General features: G+C 43.5%; 19 protein-coding genes. 15 read left to right on the top strand and 4 right to left on the bottom strand.

Features of this window, described 5'->3' with window-relative positions; genetic code table 11:
• Positions 1-36 precede the first annotated feature (36 nt).
• Positions 37-1,449 carry a PASTA domain-containing protein gene (locus BEP19_RS09820; protein WP_170145327.1) on the bottom strand — a complete coding sequence of 471 codons (1,413 nt, stop codon included), beginning with the start codon at positions 1,447-1,449 and terminating at the stop codon, positions 37-39.
• Positions 1,450-1,769: 320 nt separating this feature from the next.
• Between BEP19_RS09820 and BEP19_RS09825 the strand changes: the two genes are divergently transcribed.
• The 5 genes from BEP19_RS09825 to BEP19_RS09850 all read left to right on the top strand — a co-directional run bounded on the left by BEP19_RS09825 (position 1,770) and on the right by BEP19_RS09850 (position 6,243).
• Positions 1,770-2,522: a sulfite exporter TauE/SafE family protein gene (locus BEP19_RS09825; RefSeq protein ID WP_120189701.1), complete on the top strand. Its 753-nt coding sequence runs from the start codon at positions 1,770-1,772 to the stop codon at positions 2,520-2,522.
• Positions 2,523-2,763: 241 nt separating this feature from the next.
• On the top strand, positions 2,764-3,675 hold the full coding sequence (locus BEP19_RS09830; protein ID WP_120189702.1) for an STAS domain-containing protein: 912 nt from the start codon (positions 2,764-2,766) through the stop codon (positions 3,673-3,675).
• A 153-nt stretch (positions 3,676-3,828) separates the two neighbouring features.
• Positions 3,829-4,791: a peptide-methionine (R)-S-oxide reductase MsrB gene (msrB, locus tag BEP19_RS09835; RefSeq protein ID WP_120189989.1), complete on the top strand. Its 963-nt coding sequence runs from the start codon at positions 3,829-3,831 to the stop codon at positions 4,789-4,791.
• Between the two features lie 635 nt (positions 4,792-5,426).
• On the top strand, positions 5,427-5,957 hold the full coding sequence (locus tag BEP19_RS17975; RefSeq protein ID WP_245983459.1) for a hypothetical protein: 531 nt from the start codon (positions 5,427-5,429) through the stop codon (positions 5,955-5,957).
• Positions 5,958-5,997: 40 nt separating this feature from the next.
• On the top strand, positions 5,998-6,243 hold the full coding sequence (locus tag BEP19_RS09850) for a hypothetical protein (protein WP_120189703.1): 246 nt from the start codon (positions 5,998-6,000) through the stop codon (positions 6,241-6,243).
• Here the strand turns inward: BEP19_RS09850 and BEP19_RS09855 are convergent.
• Together BEP19_RS09855 and BEP19_RS17655 are read right to left on the bottom strand one after the other, a co-directional pair.
• On the bottom strand, positions 6,240-6,590 hold the full coding sequence (locus BEP19_RS09855) for a DUF1516 family protein (RefSeq protein WP_120189704.1): 351 nt from the start codon (positions 6,588-6,590) through the stop codon (positions 6,240-6,242). The two genes, BEP19_RS09850 and BEP19_RS09855, sit on opposite strands and share 4 nt — an antisense overlap.
• A gap of 194 nt (positions 6,591-6,784) precedes the next feature.
• Complete coding sequence (locus tag BEP19_RS17655) at positions 6,785-6,931, bottom strand: hypothetical protein (protein WP_170145328.1); 147 nt, start codon at positions 6,929-6,931, stop codon at positions 6,785-6,787.
• A gap of 184 nt (positions 6,932-7,115) precedes the next feature.
• Here BEP19_RS17655 and lpdD point away from each other — a divergent pair, with 184 nt between their 5' ends.
• A complete protein-coding gene (gene lpdD / locus BEP19_RS09860) occupies positions 7,116-7,463 on the top strand; it encodes a prenylated flavin chaperone LpdD (protein ID WP_120189705.1) in 348 nt (115 codons plus the stop codon).
• Between the two features lie 97 nt (positions 7,464-7,560).
• On the opposite strand, the gene BEP19_RS09865 is transcribed toward lpdD, so the two are convergent.
• Positions 7,561-9,750 carry a DNA topoisomerase III gene (locus BEP19_RS09865; RefSeq protein ID WP_120189706.1) on the bottom strand — a complete coding sequence of 730 codons (2,190 nt, stop codon included), beginning with the start codon at positions 9,748-9,750 and terminating at the stop codon, positions 7,561-7,563.
• 306 nt (positions 9,751-10,056) lie between these two features.
• On the opposite strand from BEP19_RS09865, the gene BEP19_RS09870 reads away from it, so the two are divergent.
• The 9 genes from BEP19_RS09870 (at position 10,057) to BEP19_RS09910 (ending at position 17,732) form a co-directional block, all read left to right on the top strand.
• Complete coding sequence (locus BEP19_RS09870; protein ID WP_120189707.1) at positions 10,057-10,479, top strand: c-type cytochrome; 423 nt, start codon at positions 10,057-10,059, stop codon at positions 10,477-10,479.
• A 27-nt stretch (positions 10,480-10,506) separates the two neighbouring features.
• A complete protein-coding gene (nosZ, locus tag BEP19_RS09875) occupies positions 10,507-12,378 on the top strand; it encodes a Sec-dependent nitrous-oxide reductase (RefSeq protein ID WP_120189708.1) in 1,872 nt (623 codons plus the stop codon).
• A 65-nt stretch (positions 12,379-12,443) separates the two neighbouring features.
• The gene (locus BEP19_RS09880; RefSeq protein ID WP_120189709.1) at positions 12,444-13,010 is read left to right on the top strand and encodes a hypothetical protein; all 567 of its coding nucleotides are present in this window, start codon (positions 12,444-12,446) and stop codon (positions 13,008-13,010) included.
• Positions 13,007-14,311: a nitrous oxide reductase family maturation protein NosD gene (gene nosD / locus BEP19_RS09885; RefSeq protein ID WP_120189710.1), complete on the top strand. Its 1,305-nt coding sequence runs from the start codon at positions 13,007-13,009 to the stop codon at positions 14,309-14,311. Before BEP19_RS09880 ends, nosD begins: the two co-directional genes overlap by 4 nt.
• Complete coding sequence (locus BEP19_RS09890; protein WP_245983461.1) at positions 14,308-15,111, top strand: copper ABC transporter permease; 804 nt, start codon at positions 14,308-14,310, stop codon at positions 15,109-15,111. The genes nosD and BEP19_RS09890 overlap by 4 nt, the downstream gene beginning before the upstream one ends.
• The gene (locus BEP19_RS09895) at positions 15,104-15,772 is read left to right on the top strand and encodes an ABC transporter ATP-binding protein (RefSeq protein ID WP_120189711.1); all 669 of its coding nucleotides are present in this window, start codon (positions 15,104-15,106) and stop codon (positions 15,770-15,772) included. The genes BEP19_RS09890 and BEP19_RS09895 overlap by 8 nt, the downstream gene beginning before the upstream one ends.
• The gene (locus BEP19_RS09900) at positions 15,769-16,125 is read left to right on the top strand and encodes a FixH family protein (RefSeq protein WP_120189712.1); all 357 of its coding nucleotides are present in this window, start codon (positions 15,769-15,771) and stop codon (positions 16,123-16,125) included. The genes BEP19_RS09895 and BEP19_RS09900 overlap by 4 nt, the downstream gene beginning before the upstream one ends.
• Positions 16,122-16,814 carry a hypothetical protein gene (locus BEP19_RS09905; protein ID WP_120189713.1) on the top strand — a complete coding sequence of 231 codons (693 nt, stop codon included), beginning with the start codon at positions 16,122-16,124 and terminating at the stop codon, positions 16,812-16,814. Before BEP19_RS09900 ends, BEP19_RS09905 begins: the two co-directional genes overlap by 4 nt.
• Before the next feature lie 381 nt (positions 16,815-17,195).
• Positions 17,196-17,732 (top strand): ribonuclease H-like YkuK family protein, encoded by a 537-nt coding sequence (locus BEP19_RS09910; RefSeq protein WP_120189714.1) that lies wholly within the window; start codon positions 17,196-17,198, stop codon positions 17,730-17,732.
• Positions 17,733-17,854: the final 122 nt, after the last annotated feature.

Consider the following 17,854-nt stretch of genomic DNA (forward strand, 5'->3'; position numbering starts at 1 on the left):
TTGATATCTGGGCATCTCGCTAAAAATCCCGCTTATTTACGGCCCGCGACTGATCCAAAATGTGACGCGGGTTTGTGGGGCAACGGTTGCGCCAGGTTCGAGATCTTGTTCGAAGACGAGACCTGCGGGCTCTTCTTCATTTGCGACAATCCTGAAACTATAGTAAAGCCCCGCGCTTTTTGCCGCTTGCTCTGCTTCATGCTGAGAAAGTCCGCGCAGATTTGGCACATAGACGGTTCCATCTGCTTGCTCTTCAAACTCTTCATCAAGTAGTTCTTCATCCGACTCATCCACTTCATCCATGAAGCCTTCTTCATCGTTTTGTGTTGGCGTGTCATCACGGACAGGCGGCGTGTCATGATCCTCAACACCCCCAGCATCCTCCTCTGTCGTTGTCTGCTGATCGGGGTTCACGTTGTTTTCTTCCGCAACTTCTATTGAAGCAGGCTGCTCCCCTTTAGAACCAAGCTTAATGAGTGGCAGAATGATCAGCGCCGCAACCACCGCTGTCGCGATGATAACATACGGCTTTTTCGATCGGCGTCCCTCTCTACTCTTTTGGAGAAGGTCTTTCGGAATTTGAACTTTTCTTATCCGATCTATCGGCGAGCGTAATTTTTGTAATTTTTCTTTGCGCAGCCATTTTGTTCGAAGCGCGTCCAACTTGGTCCACGCCGCATTCAACCATCCTTTTACATCCAAAGACGCTGGATGTGACGCTTCCGCTGCTGTCGGGGGAGTGAAAGTCGGGTTGAGCGTTTCCTTCCGACTGTGGATAAGCTGTGAGAGCAGTAATGTAAAAGAAAATGAAGGGCTCGACTGGATGAAGGCCTCACGATATAGTTGAACCAGAATATCATAGTCAAATTCAGACAATGAATGGGCTTGCTGAATTTGTTGTAAATGGTCAACCCACTGTCCCGTTGGAGCAGGTAGATTTGTTGATCTTGAAAGCAGTTGGTATAAAAGATGAAATAGGCCGATGGCTCCGCGATGCTGCTTTGCTTCCTTCCCCCAAAAATTAATAATCATGAGTTGTCCGTCATCGGTTAGCCACAAGTTTTCTGTTGATAGAGAAAAATCACGAATCCCTTGACTTAAAGCAATTTCTACTAGTTTTCCGATTTCCAATGTCATTTCTAAACACTGTTCAAAAGAAAAAGGGGCTATTTTTTGCGCCTGTGAAGCGATCGTTCCTTCCCTCAATTCAAGCGCGACTAACAAGCCACGGGCGCTGTGACTGACATCTAATATATGAAAGAAACGAGGATGGTTAAAACCGTCTACGTTTCGAATGAGTTGAAGCGCTTCTTCATCGGATAGCTTTGTGAACTGATAAAGCAACACATTCCGCTTCAACGCCAGATCTTTACCGCGCAGTAATACTCCTTCTTGAGCTGGTAGCAGCTCTGCTTCCACTTGATAGCGTTCGTCATTTAAGCCGTACATGTTCTTATCTACTCCCATTCACGTCTATTCATCTGGAATCAACCGAATTTTTATCGATGGGAGAGCGCCCCTCCCTCCTCATATTAGTTGAAGGTGTAATTGATTATACTTCCGGACTCTATTTTAATGCAAAAGATTAACATTGGCTAGTAAGTAACCAGTTTTTTCAAAATGGAACTTGCTCGAAATGGCGAGTCTCGTAACGTTTGCATTCAGGAAGAAAATAGTGGGAATGTTGGAAAATCCGCGCTAGTTTTAAATCGAGTTGCGGTATAATGAAAATAATCATACGGATATAGAATGGAAAGAGAGCGAAAAAAATGACGATCTTCATAACGATGCTGTTATTGGGCGGGCTTTTAGGCTTTGTTGGAGCGGGCGGGTCTGGCTTTATCATTGCCGTTCTCGTCACCTTTTTTTCTATACAGATTCACGTCGCCTTAGCAACAGCGATGGCCGCCATGTTTTTGACGATGGCGACAGGAGCTTTTAGTCACTTTAAGCAAGGAAATATGGACTTTAAAACGGGGGCATTGATCGGCCTATTCGGCTCAGTCGGTTCTTATTTAGGGACGCAAGTCGCTCATCTTATACCTGAGCAGGCGCTAACGTCATTGACAGCGACGATGTTGATCGTCTCAAGTGGACTCATTTGGTATCGAACGCGCGCCCAGCAAGCGAATAAAAAATCGGATGGCATTGACCACATCGGCTTGAAGATTGTTGGGATCGGACTCGTGACAGGCGGGATGTCGGGAACTTTTGGGATCGGATCCACCCCTTTTATCCAATTGGCGCTCATCTCAATTATGAAGAAATCTTTGCGTGTGGTGGCGGGCACGACCATGTTAATTATTTTACCCGTCGCTTTCTTTGCAGCTGTCGGATACAGTCAATCGGGTTATTTAGATTGGACCTTACTATTAAAGGTCATTTCGGGGACGATGATAGGTTCCTATATCGGGGCGAAATTTACAAACAAAGCGCCGCTGCCGTTGTTAAGAGGGGCGATGATTTCGACGCCGCTAACGAGCGGTGTTTTGTTGTTCATCCAATTAATCTTTTTAAGCTGATAAGGAGTAAGCTCCAAAAAAGTTGAAAAACATTACGCCAAAATGCAGAAAACCAATAGATTTAAGGATTCATAACGAGTATAATTAGTATGATATCTATATTCGATATAGTGTCTATATCCTTTTTACAAAAAAAGGTTTTTTAACTACGTTTATTTGTTAGGCCAATGTAATGTTTACTGAGATTGATAAATAGAAGAAGGGTTCCTTACGATTTAACCTCAGAGGGGGACTGGGAACGATGAAGATGGCTGTTATGGATCTAACCTATGTTCAAGGACATACGCTACATCAATTTATCGCCAATAATATGGATTTTATTTTGAAGGAATGGAATTATACCGGGGGGAAATTCAAGTTTTTTCAAAGCGCAAAAGCAACTCCCAATAGCCTTCAGCAAACATTTGAAAATTTGTTCTTAATTATCGGACGAGAAAAACCAAAAATTAATCGAAATGAACTTGCAAAATGGGCGGAACAGATCGGACGTAAGCGAGCCAAGAACGATTTTCCGATCTACTATACACTAGAATTATTCCATGAATTTCGGGATTTATTTTGGAAAACGCTTTATTCTTATATTGAACTATCCGAAATCGAACTGGATTCAAATGAACTGATCGAACTGGAGCGGTATTATAACCAAGCGATTGATTTTGCGATTTATCATTTTGCTGTAAACTATGTAAGGCAAAAAAATGAGATCACTCGTTTGCAACAATTAGCTTTGAAAACGCCGCGTGTTCCGCTGACACCGTTGACAGACGAGATTGCCTTATCGACCTTGATAGGTTCAATGGATGCGTCTCGATTGGAAAATTGGACAGAGGAGACAATCGATAATATTGAGAAATTAAAGATCCATTGTTTGATCGTTGACGTGAATCATCTGTTATTTACCGATCCAACTATTTTGAAATCGTTTCTTCATTCATTACAAGGATTTCAATGGATTGGCTGTCACACAATATTAACAGGGATGAACTACAAAGATGGCAGGGAACTGATCAAGACGGGCGCGTTGCCAGAAGGGCTTGTGATTCATGCGAATATTAAACAAGCGATTGCAAGTCTTGGAGGTCTATCGGTTCACCCTGAAAAGCCGATTTCGAGCACGAAAGAATTGAGAAGGGTACAACGGAAGAGGCAGTAGCGCGCTTTGGCGATTGCTATCGCCTTTTCGTGTTATAATTAAACATTCACTTTCCAGTGGATGATCCTAATTTTTTAAGGGTAAACTTAAGTTTGCCAAGTATTGTAACAAAGAATAAATGATTATTTATAGAAGAGGTGACACGATTTGAGCATGGGGACGAACAACGGACAAAAGCTAGCCACCTTTGCTGGAGGATGTTTTTGGTGTATGGAGGGGCCGTTTGAGGCTGAACCTGGTGTGGTCAAAGTTGTTTCCGGTTATTCCGGGGGACACAAGGAAAATCCAACGTATGAAGAGGTTTGCTCAGAGACAACAGGACATTACGAGGTAATTCAAGTTACCTATGATCCCACCGTTGTTTCTTACGCGCGGCTCTTGGATATTTTCTGGCGTCAAATTGATCCAACCGATCCTGGCGGACAGTTCAATGATCGTGGCCAATCGTATCGTACCGTGATCTTTTACCATGATAGTGAGCAACGGATGGCCGCTGAATTTTCAAAACGGGCTTTAAACGAAAGCGGGAGATTTGAGCATCCGATCGTAACAGAAATCATCGCTGCGTCCACTTTTTATCCCGCGGAAGATTACCATCAACAATATTATAAAAAAGACCCGATTCGTTATAAAATGTACCGTGTTGGTTCTGGCCGAGACGCATTTTTAAAAGAAACGTGGAGAAATCGCGAGAAAGATGAAGATTTGAAGCAGCGTTTAACGAGAATGCAGTATGAAGTCACGCAAAATGACGGGACAGAACCTCCTTTCCAAAACGAGTATTGGAATCATGAAGAGGAAGGTATATACGTCGATATCGTTTCGGGCGAGCCGCTTTTTAGTTCGAAAGACAAGTTCGACGCGGGTTGCGGTTGGCCGAGTTTTACGCAGCCTTTGAAAGAGGAGCAAATTAAAGAAAAGATTGATGTTGCGCATAATATGGTTAGAACGGAAGTGCGCAGTCTGGAAGCCGATTCCCATTTAGGTCATGTGTTCGAAGATGGACCTGAGCCGACGGGACTACGGTATTGCATCAACTCCGCCGCTCTGCGTTTTATTCCGAAGGAAGACTTGGAAAAGGAAGGATACGGAGAGTACGCGAAACAGTTTGATTAGAGGCGAGCGGGGCGCTGGAGGAACAGGGAAGGTGAGCGGTGGCGACAGGGCCAGAAGAGAAGCGAATGGGCTGGCTGGTTATGAGAATTGAATGTTGACTAACCCTATATCCCATTTTAACAGGAGTTTCTCCTGCTAAATGAGGTCGGCGGTTGTAATGTGGTGGGGAACTGCGTGTAGGTCCATGTTCCTCCCATTTTAACAGGAGTTTCTCCTGCTAAATGAGTCCAGCGGTTGGAAATTGGTGGGGAACTGCGTGTAGAACCATGTTCCTCCCATTTTAACAGGAGTTTCTCCTGCTAAATGAGTCCGGTCGTTGTAAATTGGTGGGGAACTGCGTGTAGGTCCATATTCCTCCCATTTTAACAGGAGTTTCTCCTGCTAAATGAGGCCAGCGCTGTATACGGTCTGAAGATTAGGTTGCATTAAAAAGATCCCTTGCCTTTCTTTGTTAAGGCGGGGGATTTTTTGTGTGAATGGATTCCTGCCAACGGCTGTAAAGGGATCAAATAAGCCTGCTTAATCTAAAGCTTATCCTTTATTTCCTTCTCTTATCCAATCCCTTCCACCGCAACCTTCTCCCTTTTTACGAGCAGCAAAGAATTATGGAATATCGGAATTGAAACGAACGCGTTGTGAAATTTGTCTCTCATCGTTGCGGTTCAACAGCGGCAATGATTCATAAGCGGTTGATCGTTGACAATTATTTATGCCGCGCCAGGGCGGAGTTGCTGCAAGGGTTGATGTCAGCTTACTTTACTCCTTTACAAGCGCTCAGTTTTATGACGTTTATTTTGTGGTATGTACCTTGTCTTGCTACCTTCAGTGTTATCCACGAAGAAACGGACTCCAAAAAGTGGACTTGGTTTTGGTTATGCGTTAGCGATCGCATATTTGATTTGCTTGTTGTTTTATCAAATGGGTCGTTGGCTATGCTTTTAAAAAGGGGGGAAAGCAATGATCCTGAACATGGCAGTTGGCGGGCTTGTGTTTGGCTATGTGGGGTGGACGTTGGTTCGATTCTACAAAAAAAGCAAGAAGGAAATTGTTCAGGTTGCGCCCATGCTGAACAGTGTCCAACCGCGCAACAAATCAAAAAAAGCGCGAGTCGGCGTAATCCCGACTTGCGCTTTTTCAATTCAATGTTCCCTTTTGCCCAGTTTTAGAATAAGATATCGTATCTGGCAGGGGGAGTGATGATTTCAGATGAATTTGCATAAAGTAATAGAAATGATAGACAATATCCCGCAAGATCGTTGGCAAGATGAACAAACGATTAAACAATTCATTGATCAGCTCGAAAATGCGCTTGGTCAGAGCTACACTGCTAAACAAAAACGAGAGTATGCCCAGCATATTAAAAAATTTGTTAGCGATCCGACGAGGAGAAAACTGCTCCCATTTCTATTAAAGTCTGGAAAACTGGAATCCATCTTGAAGAAAATTAGCTAAAAAAGATACGAAAAACCCATCACTACGACAGCAAGCAGCGCGACAATAAACGGAATCCAGAGCATTCCCGTTTTTTCGCCTCTACCGCCGCGCCCTAAAATCATTTCCATCAATCCGATAAGAGCGACCGCTAAAATCCCTTTTACCACATAATGCGCGGCAAAACTGCGGAATATCAACGAGCCAACACCGCTAACGAGCATAATAATAAAGAATAGACGCAAAATCATATGCGTGATTTTTTGAGCCTTCTGTTTGCCATTTTTAGTGAAAATGGCGGCTAACGCAAATAGCAGCACAGTAATTAACCATGCGCTTTGGTGCGTGTGGCTAAACATTTGGTACATCGGTGGACCTCCAATTCAATTGTTATGATTACACTGTGTTCATAGTATATATTTCAATTATAACAAAAGCAGCGTAATAAAGCTTGATCATAACTGCGCATTTACAAAATATCTGTGAACAATTTTAAAAGGAAATCCCTTCCAAGAGGAACCTCCTTTGCTTGATAATCCGCTATTTCCGATCGTTATCTTACTCAATTCAGCATCTTTTTTAGTTCTTTTAAATCTTTTTCCAATTCTCTTATATCGTCTTCTATTAACTCTTTCAAACGTAATTTTTCTCGCAGCAATCTTTTCATTTGTTCAAGACGATGATCTAAGTCAAAAATTCCGAGAGACATGCGGATTCCCCCTATATTATGGTATTCGTTCAGTGTACTGGTATATGTTTATGACAAAAAAATAAAACTATGCCTGATCGTCGTAAAGCAACCCGTGGTCGTTTAGCGCGCGATGGATCGTGATATAATAGAATGATATGTTATAGGCCGAAACCAAATGGAAACAAAAGGGTGGTTTTAAAAAGTGGCTGGAGAGCGGAATCCATGTCAAATTGTGTTTGATGTTCAGAAATTAGGCGACGATTATGTGTTTGTGATTACAGGCGGGAAGGCCCATATCGGGGCGAGCGCCACCGCTTATTATTATGAAGATCAGCTGCAAGTTGAAGGTGTTGCATTGCCGCGTCATAAAGAGTGGGAACTGGCGCGGGAGCTTGCTTTACAAGCTGCGGAACAATTAGGGGTGACGGTCACGGTTGTCATGGGCATCCATGTGGATCAGGCAAGTAGGGAGATGATCGATTCGATCATTGTTTTTGTCCGTCAAGAAATGAATCGACAACTTGTAAAGGTAGGTAACGCTTCTTCTTAGGGAGGGGCGTTTTTGTGGATCCACGGCGCATCGCTAAAAAGAGGAACAGGGCTATTCATCGTTACAGTGAATAGCCCTGTTCAAATTGTGGTTAAAATTAATCTAGTTTAAGTCCTTTCAAGGCATCAGCTAATGCGTTATTAAACGGTTCCGCTTCTTCCTTTTGATTCTTTAAATACTTTTGCACGGTTCGTTTATCGGCTCGATTGCCAGATTCCTTTTTGCGTCTGGCTTCGAAAGAAGACAGTTTTTCACGATGACCACAACTGCAGACAAACCGTTGTCCGTCGCCTTCACCAACTAAATCCAATCGCTTTCGACATTTTGGACAACGGGCGTTGGTGCTGCGGGAAACTGTTTTGCGATGACCACATTCGCGATCCTGGCAAACGAGCATTTTGCTTCTTTTCCCGTTTACTTCAAGCAACCGCTTGCCGCAGTCTGGACATGTTTTTGAAGTCAGGTTGTCGTGTCGGAATTGTTTATCGCTCGCTTTGATTTCCGCCACGATCTTTTTCGTGTAGTTTTTCATGTCTTCGATGAATACTTCTTTTTTCAACTTCCCTTGAGCAATTAGCTCTAGTTTTTGTTCCCATTCGGCTGTAAGAGTTGGCGATTTCAACTCTTCTGGCGCAAGATCTAACAGTTGACGGCCTTTTGATGTGAGATGGATCGCATTGCCGCGTTTTTCAATCAAGAATGAATTGAATAGCCGCTCGATGATGTCCGCGCGTGTGGCAACGGTGCCGAGTCCGCCGCTTGATTTCAACGTTTGGGCCAATTGTTTGTTTTGTGTGTCCATATATTGCGTCGGGTTTTCCATCGCGGACAGTAAAGTCGCTTCCGTAAAACGAGCGGGTGGCTTCGTTTGTCCTGACGTTTGGGAAATGAGACGCACTTGCAACGTATCCCCTTTGTTGACGTTCGGTAATCGCTGTTCTTGTAGATCATCGGCATCATCATCTTCATTAAAACGATTTTCATACACTTCTTTCCAACCCATTGCTAACACATTTTTTCCCCTGGCGACGAACTTTTCATCACCAATCATAGTTTGCAGTGTTAGTTGTTCATATTCAAAAGGAGGAAAGAGGACCGCTAAAAAGCGCTTGATGACCAGATCGTAAATTTTGCGTTCATTGTTTGACATCGCCGATAAGTTGACGTAGCCTTCAGTCGGAATGATCGCGTGGTGATCAGACACTTTGCTGTCATCAACAAATGCTTTTGATGTTCGAATCGGCTTTTTTAAAATTTTATTGGCTAACGAACGGTAATCCCCGATCCCGCACGCATTCAGTCGCTCAGGCAATGTTTCGACAAGATCGGAAGAAAGATAACGCGAATCGGTCCGCGGGTAGGTCAGTACTTTATGCTGTTCATATAATCTTTGCATGATGTTGAGCGTTTCTTTCGCGGAATAGCCGAAAATCCGATTCGCGTCGCGTTGTAATTCGGTTAAATCATATAGGCCTGGGGCAAACGATTTTCTCGGTCTTTTTTCAACTGTTGTGACCGTCGCGTTTTGCTTGCCTACTTTGTTTACGATCGTCTTCATCTTTTCTTCATTAAAGCTGCGGCTGTTTCCGTTCGCGTCTTGCCAAGTCAATTTGATCTGATCGGTTGTTTGCGCCTCAATTCCGAAATAGGTTTGCGGTTTAAAATGGTTGATTTCGTCCTCGCGGGCAGCGATCATCGCCACTGTTGGTGTTTGGACGCGACCGCAACTGAGTTGGGCATTAAAGCGTGTCGTTAAGGCGCGTGTCGCATTCAGTCCGATATACCAGTCCGCTTCGGAACGAGCTACCGCTGAAGCGTATAAATGTTCATAGGCTTTGCCTGATTTTAAGCGAGCGAACCCCTCTTTAATCGCTTTATCTGTTACGGATGAAATCCACAGTCGTTTGATTGGCTTTTTCACATTCACTTTCTCTAGAATCCAACGGGCGACGAGCTCGCCTTCCCGACCTGCATCCGTCGCAATAATCACTTCATTAACGTCTTTTCGCAGCAGTTGTCTTTTAACTGCATTAAATTGTCTGCCTGTTTGGCGAATGACCGTTAATTTCAACGGTTCGGGCAGCATCGGTAAATCTTCGAGCTTCCATGTTTTATATTTGACATCGTAATTTTCAGGGTCAGCCAGTGTGACGAGATGGCCGAGGGCCCAGGTGACGATGTAGCGATCCCCTTCCAAGTAGCCATTTCCATTTTGTTTACAACGTAGCACGCGAGCAAGGTCGCGAGCAACGGAAGGTTTTTCAGCTATTACTACACTTTTTGCCATCATTTAAACATCCTTTCAGAAATCCATAAACTAACTATAGCATACGTGAATTCCAATCGCGATTTACAGTTGAGAGCGGTGAACCTTGAGTGAAAATGTATGCCAAAATGCCCCTGTATTTTTACACTTATTGAAATTCCTGACATGAAATGTGACGAATTTGTGAATAATATGTGTTATAGTGATGCTTATCACGGTTGAAATGCGCAGACTGTTTTATAGTGGAATTATCAGAAAATAAAAGATCTTTCAGATGCAGAAAAGCATGATAGCAAACTGAAAGTAAGTAGAAAAAGGAGGACAATGATGGGTAAGAACATAGGAATTTTCTTCCTTGCATTTGCCATCGCATTTGGCGCGGGATACTTGTTTTTTAAGCCTAGCGTAAATCAGGACCAGACGGCAACGGAACAACCAACCCAACCAACAGAACCGACTAAGGAACAGGCGGGGACAGATACAGCGAACTCGTCTGAAGGAGAAATTTTAGTGACGCGCGGTTGCATTTCGTGTCACGCGGTCTCGGCTCTTGGCTTGGAAGGAGCAAATACCGGACCTGATCTCTCTCAATCTTATGTTAATGTACCAGACAAGCATGGGGTGTCGATCGAAGAATTTCTGATCAACCCGACGACGGCAGTGATGTCATCCGTGCTTGGCGGCAATCCTTTAACAGATGAAGAACGAGAGGCCGTTTTAGAAGCTCTCAGATTAGCTTCAGAAAAATAAAAAAAGAGTAGAGGGGTGAAATCAGTTATGAATCCAACGTTAAAACGAGTGATTTTTGCCATAGCGGGAGCCGCCGCAGGGTTATTAATCTCATTTATATTTTTTGCGGATTTGAATAAGGGCGATCAAAACGCTTCGGCCAACCAGTCAAAAGCAGAAAAAGTGTTTGTCCCATACGGTGAAAAGGACGAATACTACATGATGGCGTCAGGTGGACACTCAGGTCAATTGTTTGTTTACGGACTCCCATCCATGCGTAAAATCCGAACAGTTCCTGTTTTTACACCCGATCCAGCGACAGGTTATGGTTATGACGCAAAATCGAAAGAAATGCTAGGCGGGTATACATGGGGAGATTTTCACCACCCGGCCATTTCTGAAACAGCGGGGGATTACGACGGGCAATTCCTATTTGCTAATGATGTCGGGAACAACCGCGTTGCCGCTGTAGATCTTGAAACATTCCATACTGTGGATATTATGAGCCTACCTAATATGGGTGGTCCGCACGCAGGGGTATTTGTAACAGAAAATACCGAGTACATTGCTTTACCTACTCGTTTTGCTCGACCGCTTGACGGGCAATTTGCGCCGCTTGATGACTATGAGAGCGAGTACAAAGGCGTCGTGTCGATGACGACGTTTGATCGCGAGGCGAAAAAGTTTGATTTAGCGTATCAAATCGTGCTTCCGCCATGGTCATACGACTTATCTGACGCAGGTAAGAAAATGTCCAGCGATTGGATTGTGATGACGACGTACAACACAGAATTCGCGACGACTAACTTAGAAATTAACGCTTCGCAAAACGACCGTGACTATATCGTTCTTTTAAATTGGAAAGAGCTCGAAAAACAAGTTGCGGCAGGAAATTATAAAGATGTCAACGGAGCAAAAATGATTGATCCGCGTGAACATAAAGGCGCGATCTATGCGGTGCCGGTTGCGAAATCCCCGCATGGTGTAGACGTAACGCCAGATGGAACGCGCTTTATCGCAGCAGGAAAATTGGCTCCGATGATGACTGTATTTTCGTTCCAGAAAGCGTTTGACGCGATTGAAAAAGGGGAGTTTACCGATGAGAAATACGGTATTCCTGTCTTAAATTATGAAGATGTAATGGAACGCGAGGTTGACCCGCCTGGAGCATTGGGTCCGCTTCATACTCAATTTGATGATCGCGGCAATGCGTTCAATACGATGTTCATTTCTTCTGAAGTTGTAAAATGGAACGTCGACACAGGTGAAGTGATTGACCGTCAACCGTCCTACTTCTCACCAGGTCACGCTGCCGCTACAGAAGGAGATACAGTATCTCCAGATGGTAAATGGCTTGTTGCGCTAAACAAAATTGCGAAAGATAACTTCCTGTCGGTCGGCCCATCTCACCCGGAATCTATGGATTTATATGATATTTCCGGCGATAAGATGGAACATATTATGGCTGTGCCGGTCGATCCGGAACCGCATTACGCTCAAATCATCCACCGCGATAAGATTAAAACGATCACGGTGTATCCGAAAGACGAAGCGCGTCCAAATTCAGTCTGGAAACAAGATGACGCGCGCATTGAACGCAATGGCAATGAGGTTCATGTTTATGGTATTGCGATGCGCTCCAGATTCATTTTTGACGCCAAAGCAGATCGGCCTGACGCCGTTACGGTGAAACAAGGCGACCGCGTTTTCTTCCATATGACCAATATAGACTTGGATCAGGATATTACGCACGGTTTCGGGATTAACGAATATGACCTGAACTTTGAAGTTCAACCGGGTCAAACGAGCACATTGGAATTTGTCGCGGATAAAGCGGGTGTCTATCCGATTTACTGCACGAACTTCTGCTCTGCCCTTCATCAAGAAATGAGTGGTTATTTACTAGTCGAACCAAAATAATTGAATCAATACAGGGCGGGGGAAAGAACACCTCCGCCTTTTTTATCGAATAGGGGTGAGAAAGCATGAAAGGAAAGCTATCAATAGCTTCAATGATCAGTTTACTCGTGGCTTCGGCGATTACCGTAATGACCATTTTCGTACCCTGGTGGCAAATGAAATTTTACGCCCCGCAATACCAGGAGGGTCTTGATATTATCGTGTACCCCACAAGGTTAGCGGGTGACATTGATATCGTAAACGGTTTAAATCACTACATTGGGATGGCCTTATTTAGTAATGAATCGTTTCCAGAATTGCAATATATGCCTTATATCATCATTGCTTTCGCGATCGCTATTTTGGTTGTCGCTTTGATTAGACGGAAAATGCCGCTTTATATTCTCATCGGTTCATTTGCGATGGGGGGAATTGTAGGTTTGCTGGATATGTACCGTTGGTTAAAGGAATTTGGCACGAACCTTGATCCACGGGCGCCGATCACGTTAGATCCTTTTATCCCGCCAATCATAGGCAAGAACACGATTGCGAATTTTGTGACAAATAGCTATTTTTCTTATGGTGGTTACATGCTGCTCCTTGTCTTCCTCCTGTTAGTTTTTCCGCTTTGGAAGGATCGCAAGAAAGCATGAGCTGGAAATGGGCGCCGTTGCTACTCTGCGTTTGGCTAGTAGGAGGATACGCCGATGCGCAAGTCGTAACGGATTTACAAGAGCGGATTGATGCGGCAGAGATTGGCGCAACATTATTGCTCGAACCGGGTGTGTATGAAGGAAATGTGATCTTGACAAAGCCTCTTACTTTGAAAGGAAAAGGGGATGTAACGATCCGTGGTGATCGGACGAATAATGTAGTTGAGATTCAAAGCGAAGGGGTACAACTTGAAAATTTGACGATCGAAGGCAGTGGGATGAGTCGAAGTTCACAGGAAGAATATTCCGGTGTGCGGGTGATGGCGAACGGGGCTTTATTGAAAGACTTGCTCATTCAAGATAGTTTTCATGGAATCTTTCTAAACCGCATTCAGGATACAGAGATCGATCGTGTGACAGTGATTGGACAGGGAGCGGGGAAACTCGGTAATCAAGGGAATGGGATTCATATTGCGCGATCCAGCCACAACATCATCACGAACTCGTACTTTGAAAAAACACGGGACGGGGTGTATGTCGAGTATTCGCATAACAATGTCGTCACGAATAACACGATGACGAAAACACGCTATGGGCTCCATTACATGTATTCTAATTACAATGAATTTAAGGATAATCATTTCGTTGGTAATGTAGGTGGAGCGGCGATTATGCACTCTGACCACATCTTGCTTGAACATAACCAGTTTTCATTTAACCAAGGTTCTCGTTCCTTTGGATTGCTGATCCAAACGAGTCGAGATGTGCATGTGTTGAATAATGAGTTCCACTTGAATCAACGAGGGCTTTATTTGGAACAATCAACGAGCAACACGATTGAAAGCAATGAGTTTTTTCAAAATGAAATTGGAATCGAATTGTGGACATCATCGACCGCTCACGTATTTTTTAAGAATAAATTTCAAAATAATCGGATTCAGGCGTTAACCGTTGGCGCAGAGTCCAATAACGAATGGTTTAAAAATGGGGTTGGAAACTATTGGGATACGCCGATGCTTGATTTAGATCAAGATGGGATCGGGGATGAGCCTTTTCAATATACATCCGCATTGAGCGCCTTGATTGAAGCGAATGAGCTGTCCTATTTGTTTTTATCCAGCCCCGCAATCGTCATTTATGAAAAAATGAACGAATTGCTAACCGCAAACAAAATTATGGCTGATGATCGGTATCCGCTGTTGGCGGAACGGAAAGGATCATTTGCAATCATTGCGGGATGGATATTCGTCGCTGCGTTAGCAGTCTTTATTTTTCGAACAAGGGCGGTGAGAAAACAATGATTATGTACTTATGGAAGGAAAGTCTTGAACAAACGCGAGGGAAAGGGCTTTGGCTCGGGATTGGCGTGTTGATGCTGGCTAGTTTATTTCTCATCGCGGAGGCTCGGTTCTTTCCGTCAGATCTTGGCTTTGAAGCAATGTTGCTGTCTGTGTTCGATATGAACATGTATTTGCTTCCTTTATTCTCTTTGTTTCTTTCTTCTTTCTCTGTTTTTCAAGAGAAGGAACTAAAAACATCGATGATTTTGCTGACCAAGCGGGAGTCTACGCTATCGTTTCTTTGGAAAAAGTCGGTAGCGATTCAAGTCATTTTGATCAGCCTCTTTTTGGGCATGTATTTGTTGTTGGCCATCTTTATGAAGTTTTTCTTGGCCTTTCATGTCGTTAGCTTTTTACGTTTTTTATTCGTTATTGTTGTATTTTTGCTGATCTTTAATCAACTGGGAATTTTCCTCGGCGTTGCCTGCAATTCGAAGATGCAGTTAGTCGGGGCAAACATTTTAGTCTGGTTCTCGATTGTATTCTTGTTTGATCTTATGTTTCTGTATTTTTTACCTATAGTCACGTTTGATAACATCCGTTTCTTTTCATGGATTTATTTCCTAGACCCAATCCATACGATGCGGTTTTATTTAGAAACGGGCCTCGGGTTATTCTCGTTGACGCATATGTCACGAATGATGGAAAAGTTTGTATTTATGGACTTAGGTATCTTGATGGCGATGAATGCGATCTTTTGGCCCGCGTTATTATTTGGATTAGCTAGTTTATTCCGAAATGGGGGGATGTTTGATGATTAAGATCGAAAATCTGACACATACATTCGGAAAAAAATCTGTGCTTGAGCAGGTTCAATTATATATTGAAGAAGGGGAGCGGTGCGCCTTAGTGGGACGCAATGGAGCGGGGAAGTCAACGATGATTCATCTGATGCTCGGGTTATTGCCGATTCAGCAAGGAACGGTTCAATTAGGAGGGATCTCTAATCGGAAGCAAGATTGGAAGAAGGTCGTTTCTTATCTGCCAGAAAAGTTCCATCTTTATCCTCATCTTACAGGGATAGAAAATATGCGATTTTTTGCTTCGCTCGCCCCTAAAAAGATCGATGAGGAACAAATGCTTGAAAAACTAGAAAGCGTTTCCCTTAGCAATGCTCGCAATGATATGATCACCACCTATTCCAAAGGGATGTTGCAACGCCTTGGACTTGCGGTGATGCTGTATTATGATTCAGACATTATTATTTTGGACGAACCGACGAGCGGGCTGGACCCGATGGGGCGCGAAGAGATTTTGAACATTATTCGCGCATTAGAAAATAAAACAATCTTGATGGCTTCCCACCACCTTTCAGAGATTGAGAAAGTCTGTACCCATGTTGCTTTTCTTGAAAATGGTAAAATAGAAAAATTCGAGATCAATGATTTTATGGATATTCATATGAAGGAGACAAAAAAATGAAGAAAATGATGATTGTGTTAGTTGGTATGATGTTGTTGGTGGCAGGGTGTGGCTCGGCAAAGATTGGTTTCGAAGTAGTTAATACGCCAGAGTATAAAAATGGAGTGGAATCTGAAATTATTTTGAAAGCGACTGAAAGCGGCAAAGCCGCGGAAGGTTTAGTCATTGAAGCGACACTAGAAATGGCGAAGATGGATCACGGACACATCGAGGCGACATTTGAAGAAGTAGAAGCCGGCGAATACCGAGCAGCAGTTGAATTACCGATGGGCGGCGAATGGATCGCGGATATCCGAGCTGAGGCGGATGGATCGGAGACGACAGAAGTGATCACATTTGATGTAAAAGAATGATGAAACAACGAAGGAGTTTACTTGCGCTGTTCACCGTCATGCTGATGACTGGATCGTTTGTTGTCAGCGGCTGTTCCCCGAACAAGTTTGAGGAACAGCCGCAACCGCAGCAATCTGAAGCAGGTCAAACGATGGCCGATCAACTCGCTGTCGAAATTGAAGGCAAGGCTTTTTCAAACAAGGATGTTGCCTTTTATGGATTAATGCAGCAGCTAAAAATAGAATGGGCCCGAGCTGCGGAAATGGGCTCGTTGTCTCAGGTGGAGCAAGAGGACCGTCAGGTGTATTGGGATCGACAGGCGAGTCAATACCAACAATCAAACATTCAATTACAAACATTAATTGAGACGGAAGCGATGGCATTGTTGGCGAGGGAGAAGCATTTTTTCATTCCGCCAGAAAAATTGGAATCCGAGGTAAACAAGTTTCAGGAAAAAGTAGATGGTAATCAAGCGGCAAAAGCGATGATCGATGAGTTTGGACGACAGCAAGTAAACGCGATGTTGCGGCCTTATCTTGAGGCCTCGATGCTAACAAATCGCATTATTAATGAGTTGGAAAAAAATATCCGAACGGATCAACCGAACGCATCGGACGAAGAAGTGAAGTACGAAACTGGCAAACGTTACGAAGACCTGTTCGCTGATCAGATGAAATCAATTAAACTTACGATTCATTTGAAGGAATAGAGGCTGATCGAAGGGAGGGGGGGCAACTGATGTCCCATGTTACATTGATGACGACCTTTGTTGATTGAAATTGGCGCCCTTTGCGTCTTCATCATGCTCATGAACGCCCGTTCTCTCTTCTGTTTCAGTTCTGCGGTCATTCATCGCTCGCTCACCATCCTGCCGAGGTGAGGTAAATCATACTTGCTTGAAATTCTCGGCCGTAAGTGGATGCAGCGCATCGGTATGATCCAAAAAGAGCTGAAAAAATGTCTTTTCTCACTATTCCAATAATATGATGATACAAGTTGGTTAAGATTAACGCTGATAGACAAGTTAGGATTGGGAAAGATAAAGCTTACAACGTCCCTGAAAAATCGAGATGAGTGAAGGTGAATCCGTATGCTTCGGGTAAAACAGGTAACTCTTCATGATTTACGTTTTCAGAATACGCAAGAAAAAAATCTCTCCCTCCATTGTGTTTTCGATCGTGTGCTACAATTCATTGCGAGCGAGCCGCACCGTGAATTTCGATTTATGATTGGAACAGATTCCCAAGTTTATCGTAACCATACCACATTTGTGACAGGGATCGTTGCTCAACGAGTTGGCAAAGGGGTTTGGGCTTGTTATCGAAAAATCAAACGTGATGGACGGAAAAGTTTGAGGGAAAAAATAACGATGGAAACGCAGCTTACCCAGTTGATTGCTAGCTTTTTTGATCAACAAAAGGATTGGATAATCCGCGAACAGTTGCCGAAAGGGTCCAGTTTTACAAAAGAGTGTCACTTAGATATTGGAGACGGCATACAAAATAAAACGCGCATGTTTGTGACGGAGATGATAAAGGTGATTGAAACGACAGGATACCAACCGAAAATCAAACCGTATTCTTATGTTGCCTCACATTATGCAAATTATTATACAAAACTAGGCTGAAAACGGCTTGTTAAGTTGTCAATAAAGTCTATGGGTGAAATGAGGGTGGCGACACCCTTTTTTATTTGGACTAAATTTTGCTTATATAGTTTTAATTTTAGTGTATAAATTGTGATATGCGT

The sequence above is a fragment of the Ammoniphilus oxalaticus genome (assembly GCF_003609605.1).
Taxonomy (GTDB): Bacteria; Bacillota; Bacilli; order Aneurinibacillales; family RAOX-1; genus Ammoniphilus; species Ammoniphilus oxalaticus.

Excerpts from the sequence above, each read along its gene's own strand:
- BEP19_RS09820 (WP_170145327.1), bottom strand. The coding sequence starts at position 1,449 with ATGTACGGCTTAAATGACGAACGCTATCAAGTGGAAGCAGAGCTGCTA.
- BEP19_RS09825 (WP_120189701.1), top strand. The coding sequence starts at position 1,770 with ATGACGATCTTCATAACGATGCTGTTATTGGGCGGGCTTTTAGGCTTT.
- BEP19_RS09830 (WP_120189702.1), top strand. The coding sequence starts at position 2,764 with ATGAAGATGGCTGTTATGGATCTAACCTATGTTCAAGGACATACGCTA.
- msrB (WP_120189989.1), top strand. The coding sequence starts at position 3,829 with ATGGGGACGAACAACGGACAAAAGCTAGCCACCTTTGCTGGAGGATGT.
- BEP19_RS09850 (WP_120189703.1), top strand. The coding sequence starts at position 5,998 with ATGAATTTGCATAAAGTAATAGAAATGATAGACAATATCCCGCAAGAT.
- BEP19_RS09855 (WP_120189704.1), bottom strand. The coding sequence starts at position 6,590 with ATGTACCAAATGTTTAGCCACACGCACCAAAGCGCATGGTTAATTACT.
- BEP19_RS17655 (WP_170145328.1), bottom strand. The coding sequence starts at position 6,931 with ATGTCTCTCGGAATTTTTGACTTAGATCATCGTCTTGAACAAATGAAA.
- BEP19_RS09865 (WP_120189706.1), bottom strand. The coding sequence starts at position 9,750 with ATGGCAAAAAGTGTAGTAATAGCTGAAAAACCTTCCGTTGCTCGCGAC.
- BEP19_RS09870 (WP_120189707.1), top strand. The coding sequence starts at position 10,057 with ATGGGTAAGAACATAGGAATTTTCTTCCTTGCATTTGCCATCGCATTT.
- nosZ (WP_120189708.1), top strand. The coding sequence starts at position 10,507 with ATGAATCCAACGTTAAAACGAGTGATTTTTGCCATAGCGGGAGCCGCC.
- BEP19_RS09880 (WP_120189709.1), top strand. The coding sequence starts at position 12,444 with ATGAAAGGAAAGCTATCAATAGCTTCAATGATCAGTTTACTCGTGGCT.
- nosD (WP_120189710.1), top strand. The coding sequence starts at position 13,007 with ATGAGCTGGAAATGGGCGCCGTTGCTACTCTGCGTTTGGCTAGTAGGA.
- BEP19_RS09890 (WP_245983461.1), top strand. The coding sequence starts at position 14,308 with ATGATTATGTACTTATGGAAGGAAAGTCTTGAACAAACGCGAGGGAAA.
- BEP19_RS09895 (WP_120189711.1), top strand. The coding sequence starts at position 15,104 with ATGATTAAGATCGAAAATCTGACACATACATTCGGAAAAAAATCTGTG.
- BEP19_RS09900 (WP_120189712.1), top strand. The coding sequence starts at position 15,769 with ATGAAGAAAATGATGATTGTGTTAGTTGGTATGATGTTGTTGGTGGCA.
- BEP19_RS09905 (WP_120189713.1), top strand. The coding sequence starts at position 16,122 with ATGATGAAACAACGAAGGAGTTTACTTGCGCTGTTCACCGTCATGCTG.
- BEP19_RS09910 (WP_120189714.1), top strand. The coding sequence starts at position 17,196 with ATGCTTCGGGTAAAACAGGTAACTCTTCATGATTTACGTTTTCAGAAT.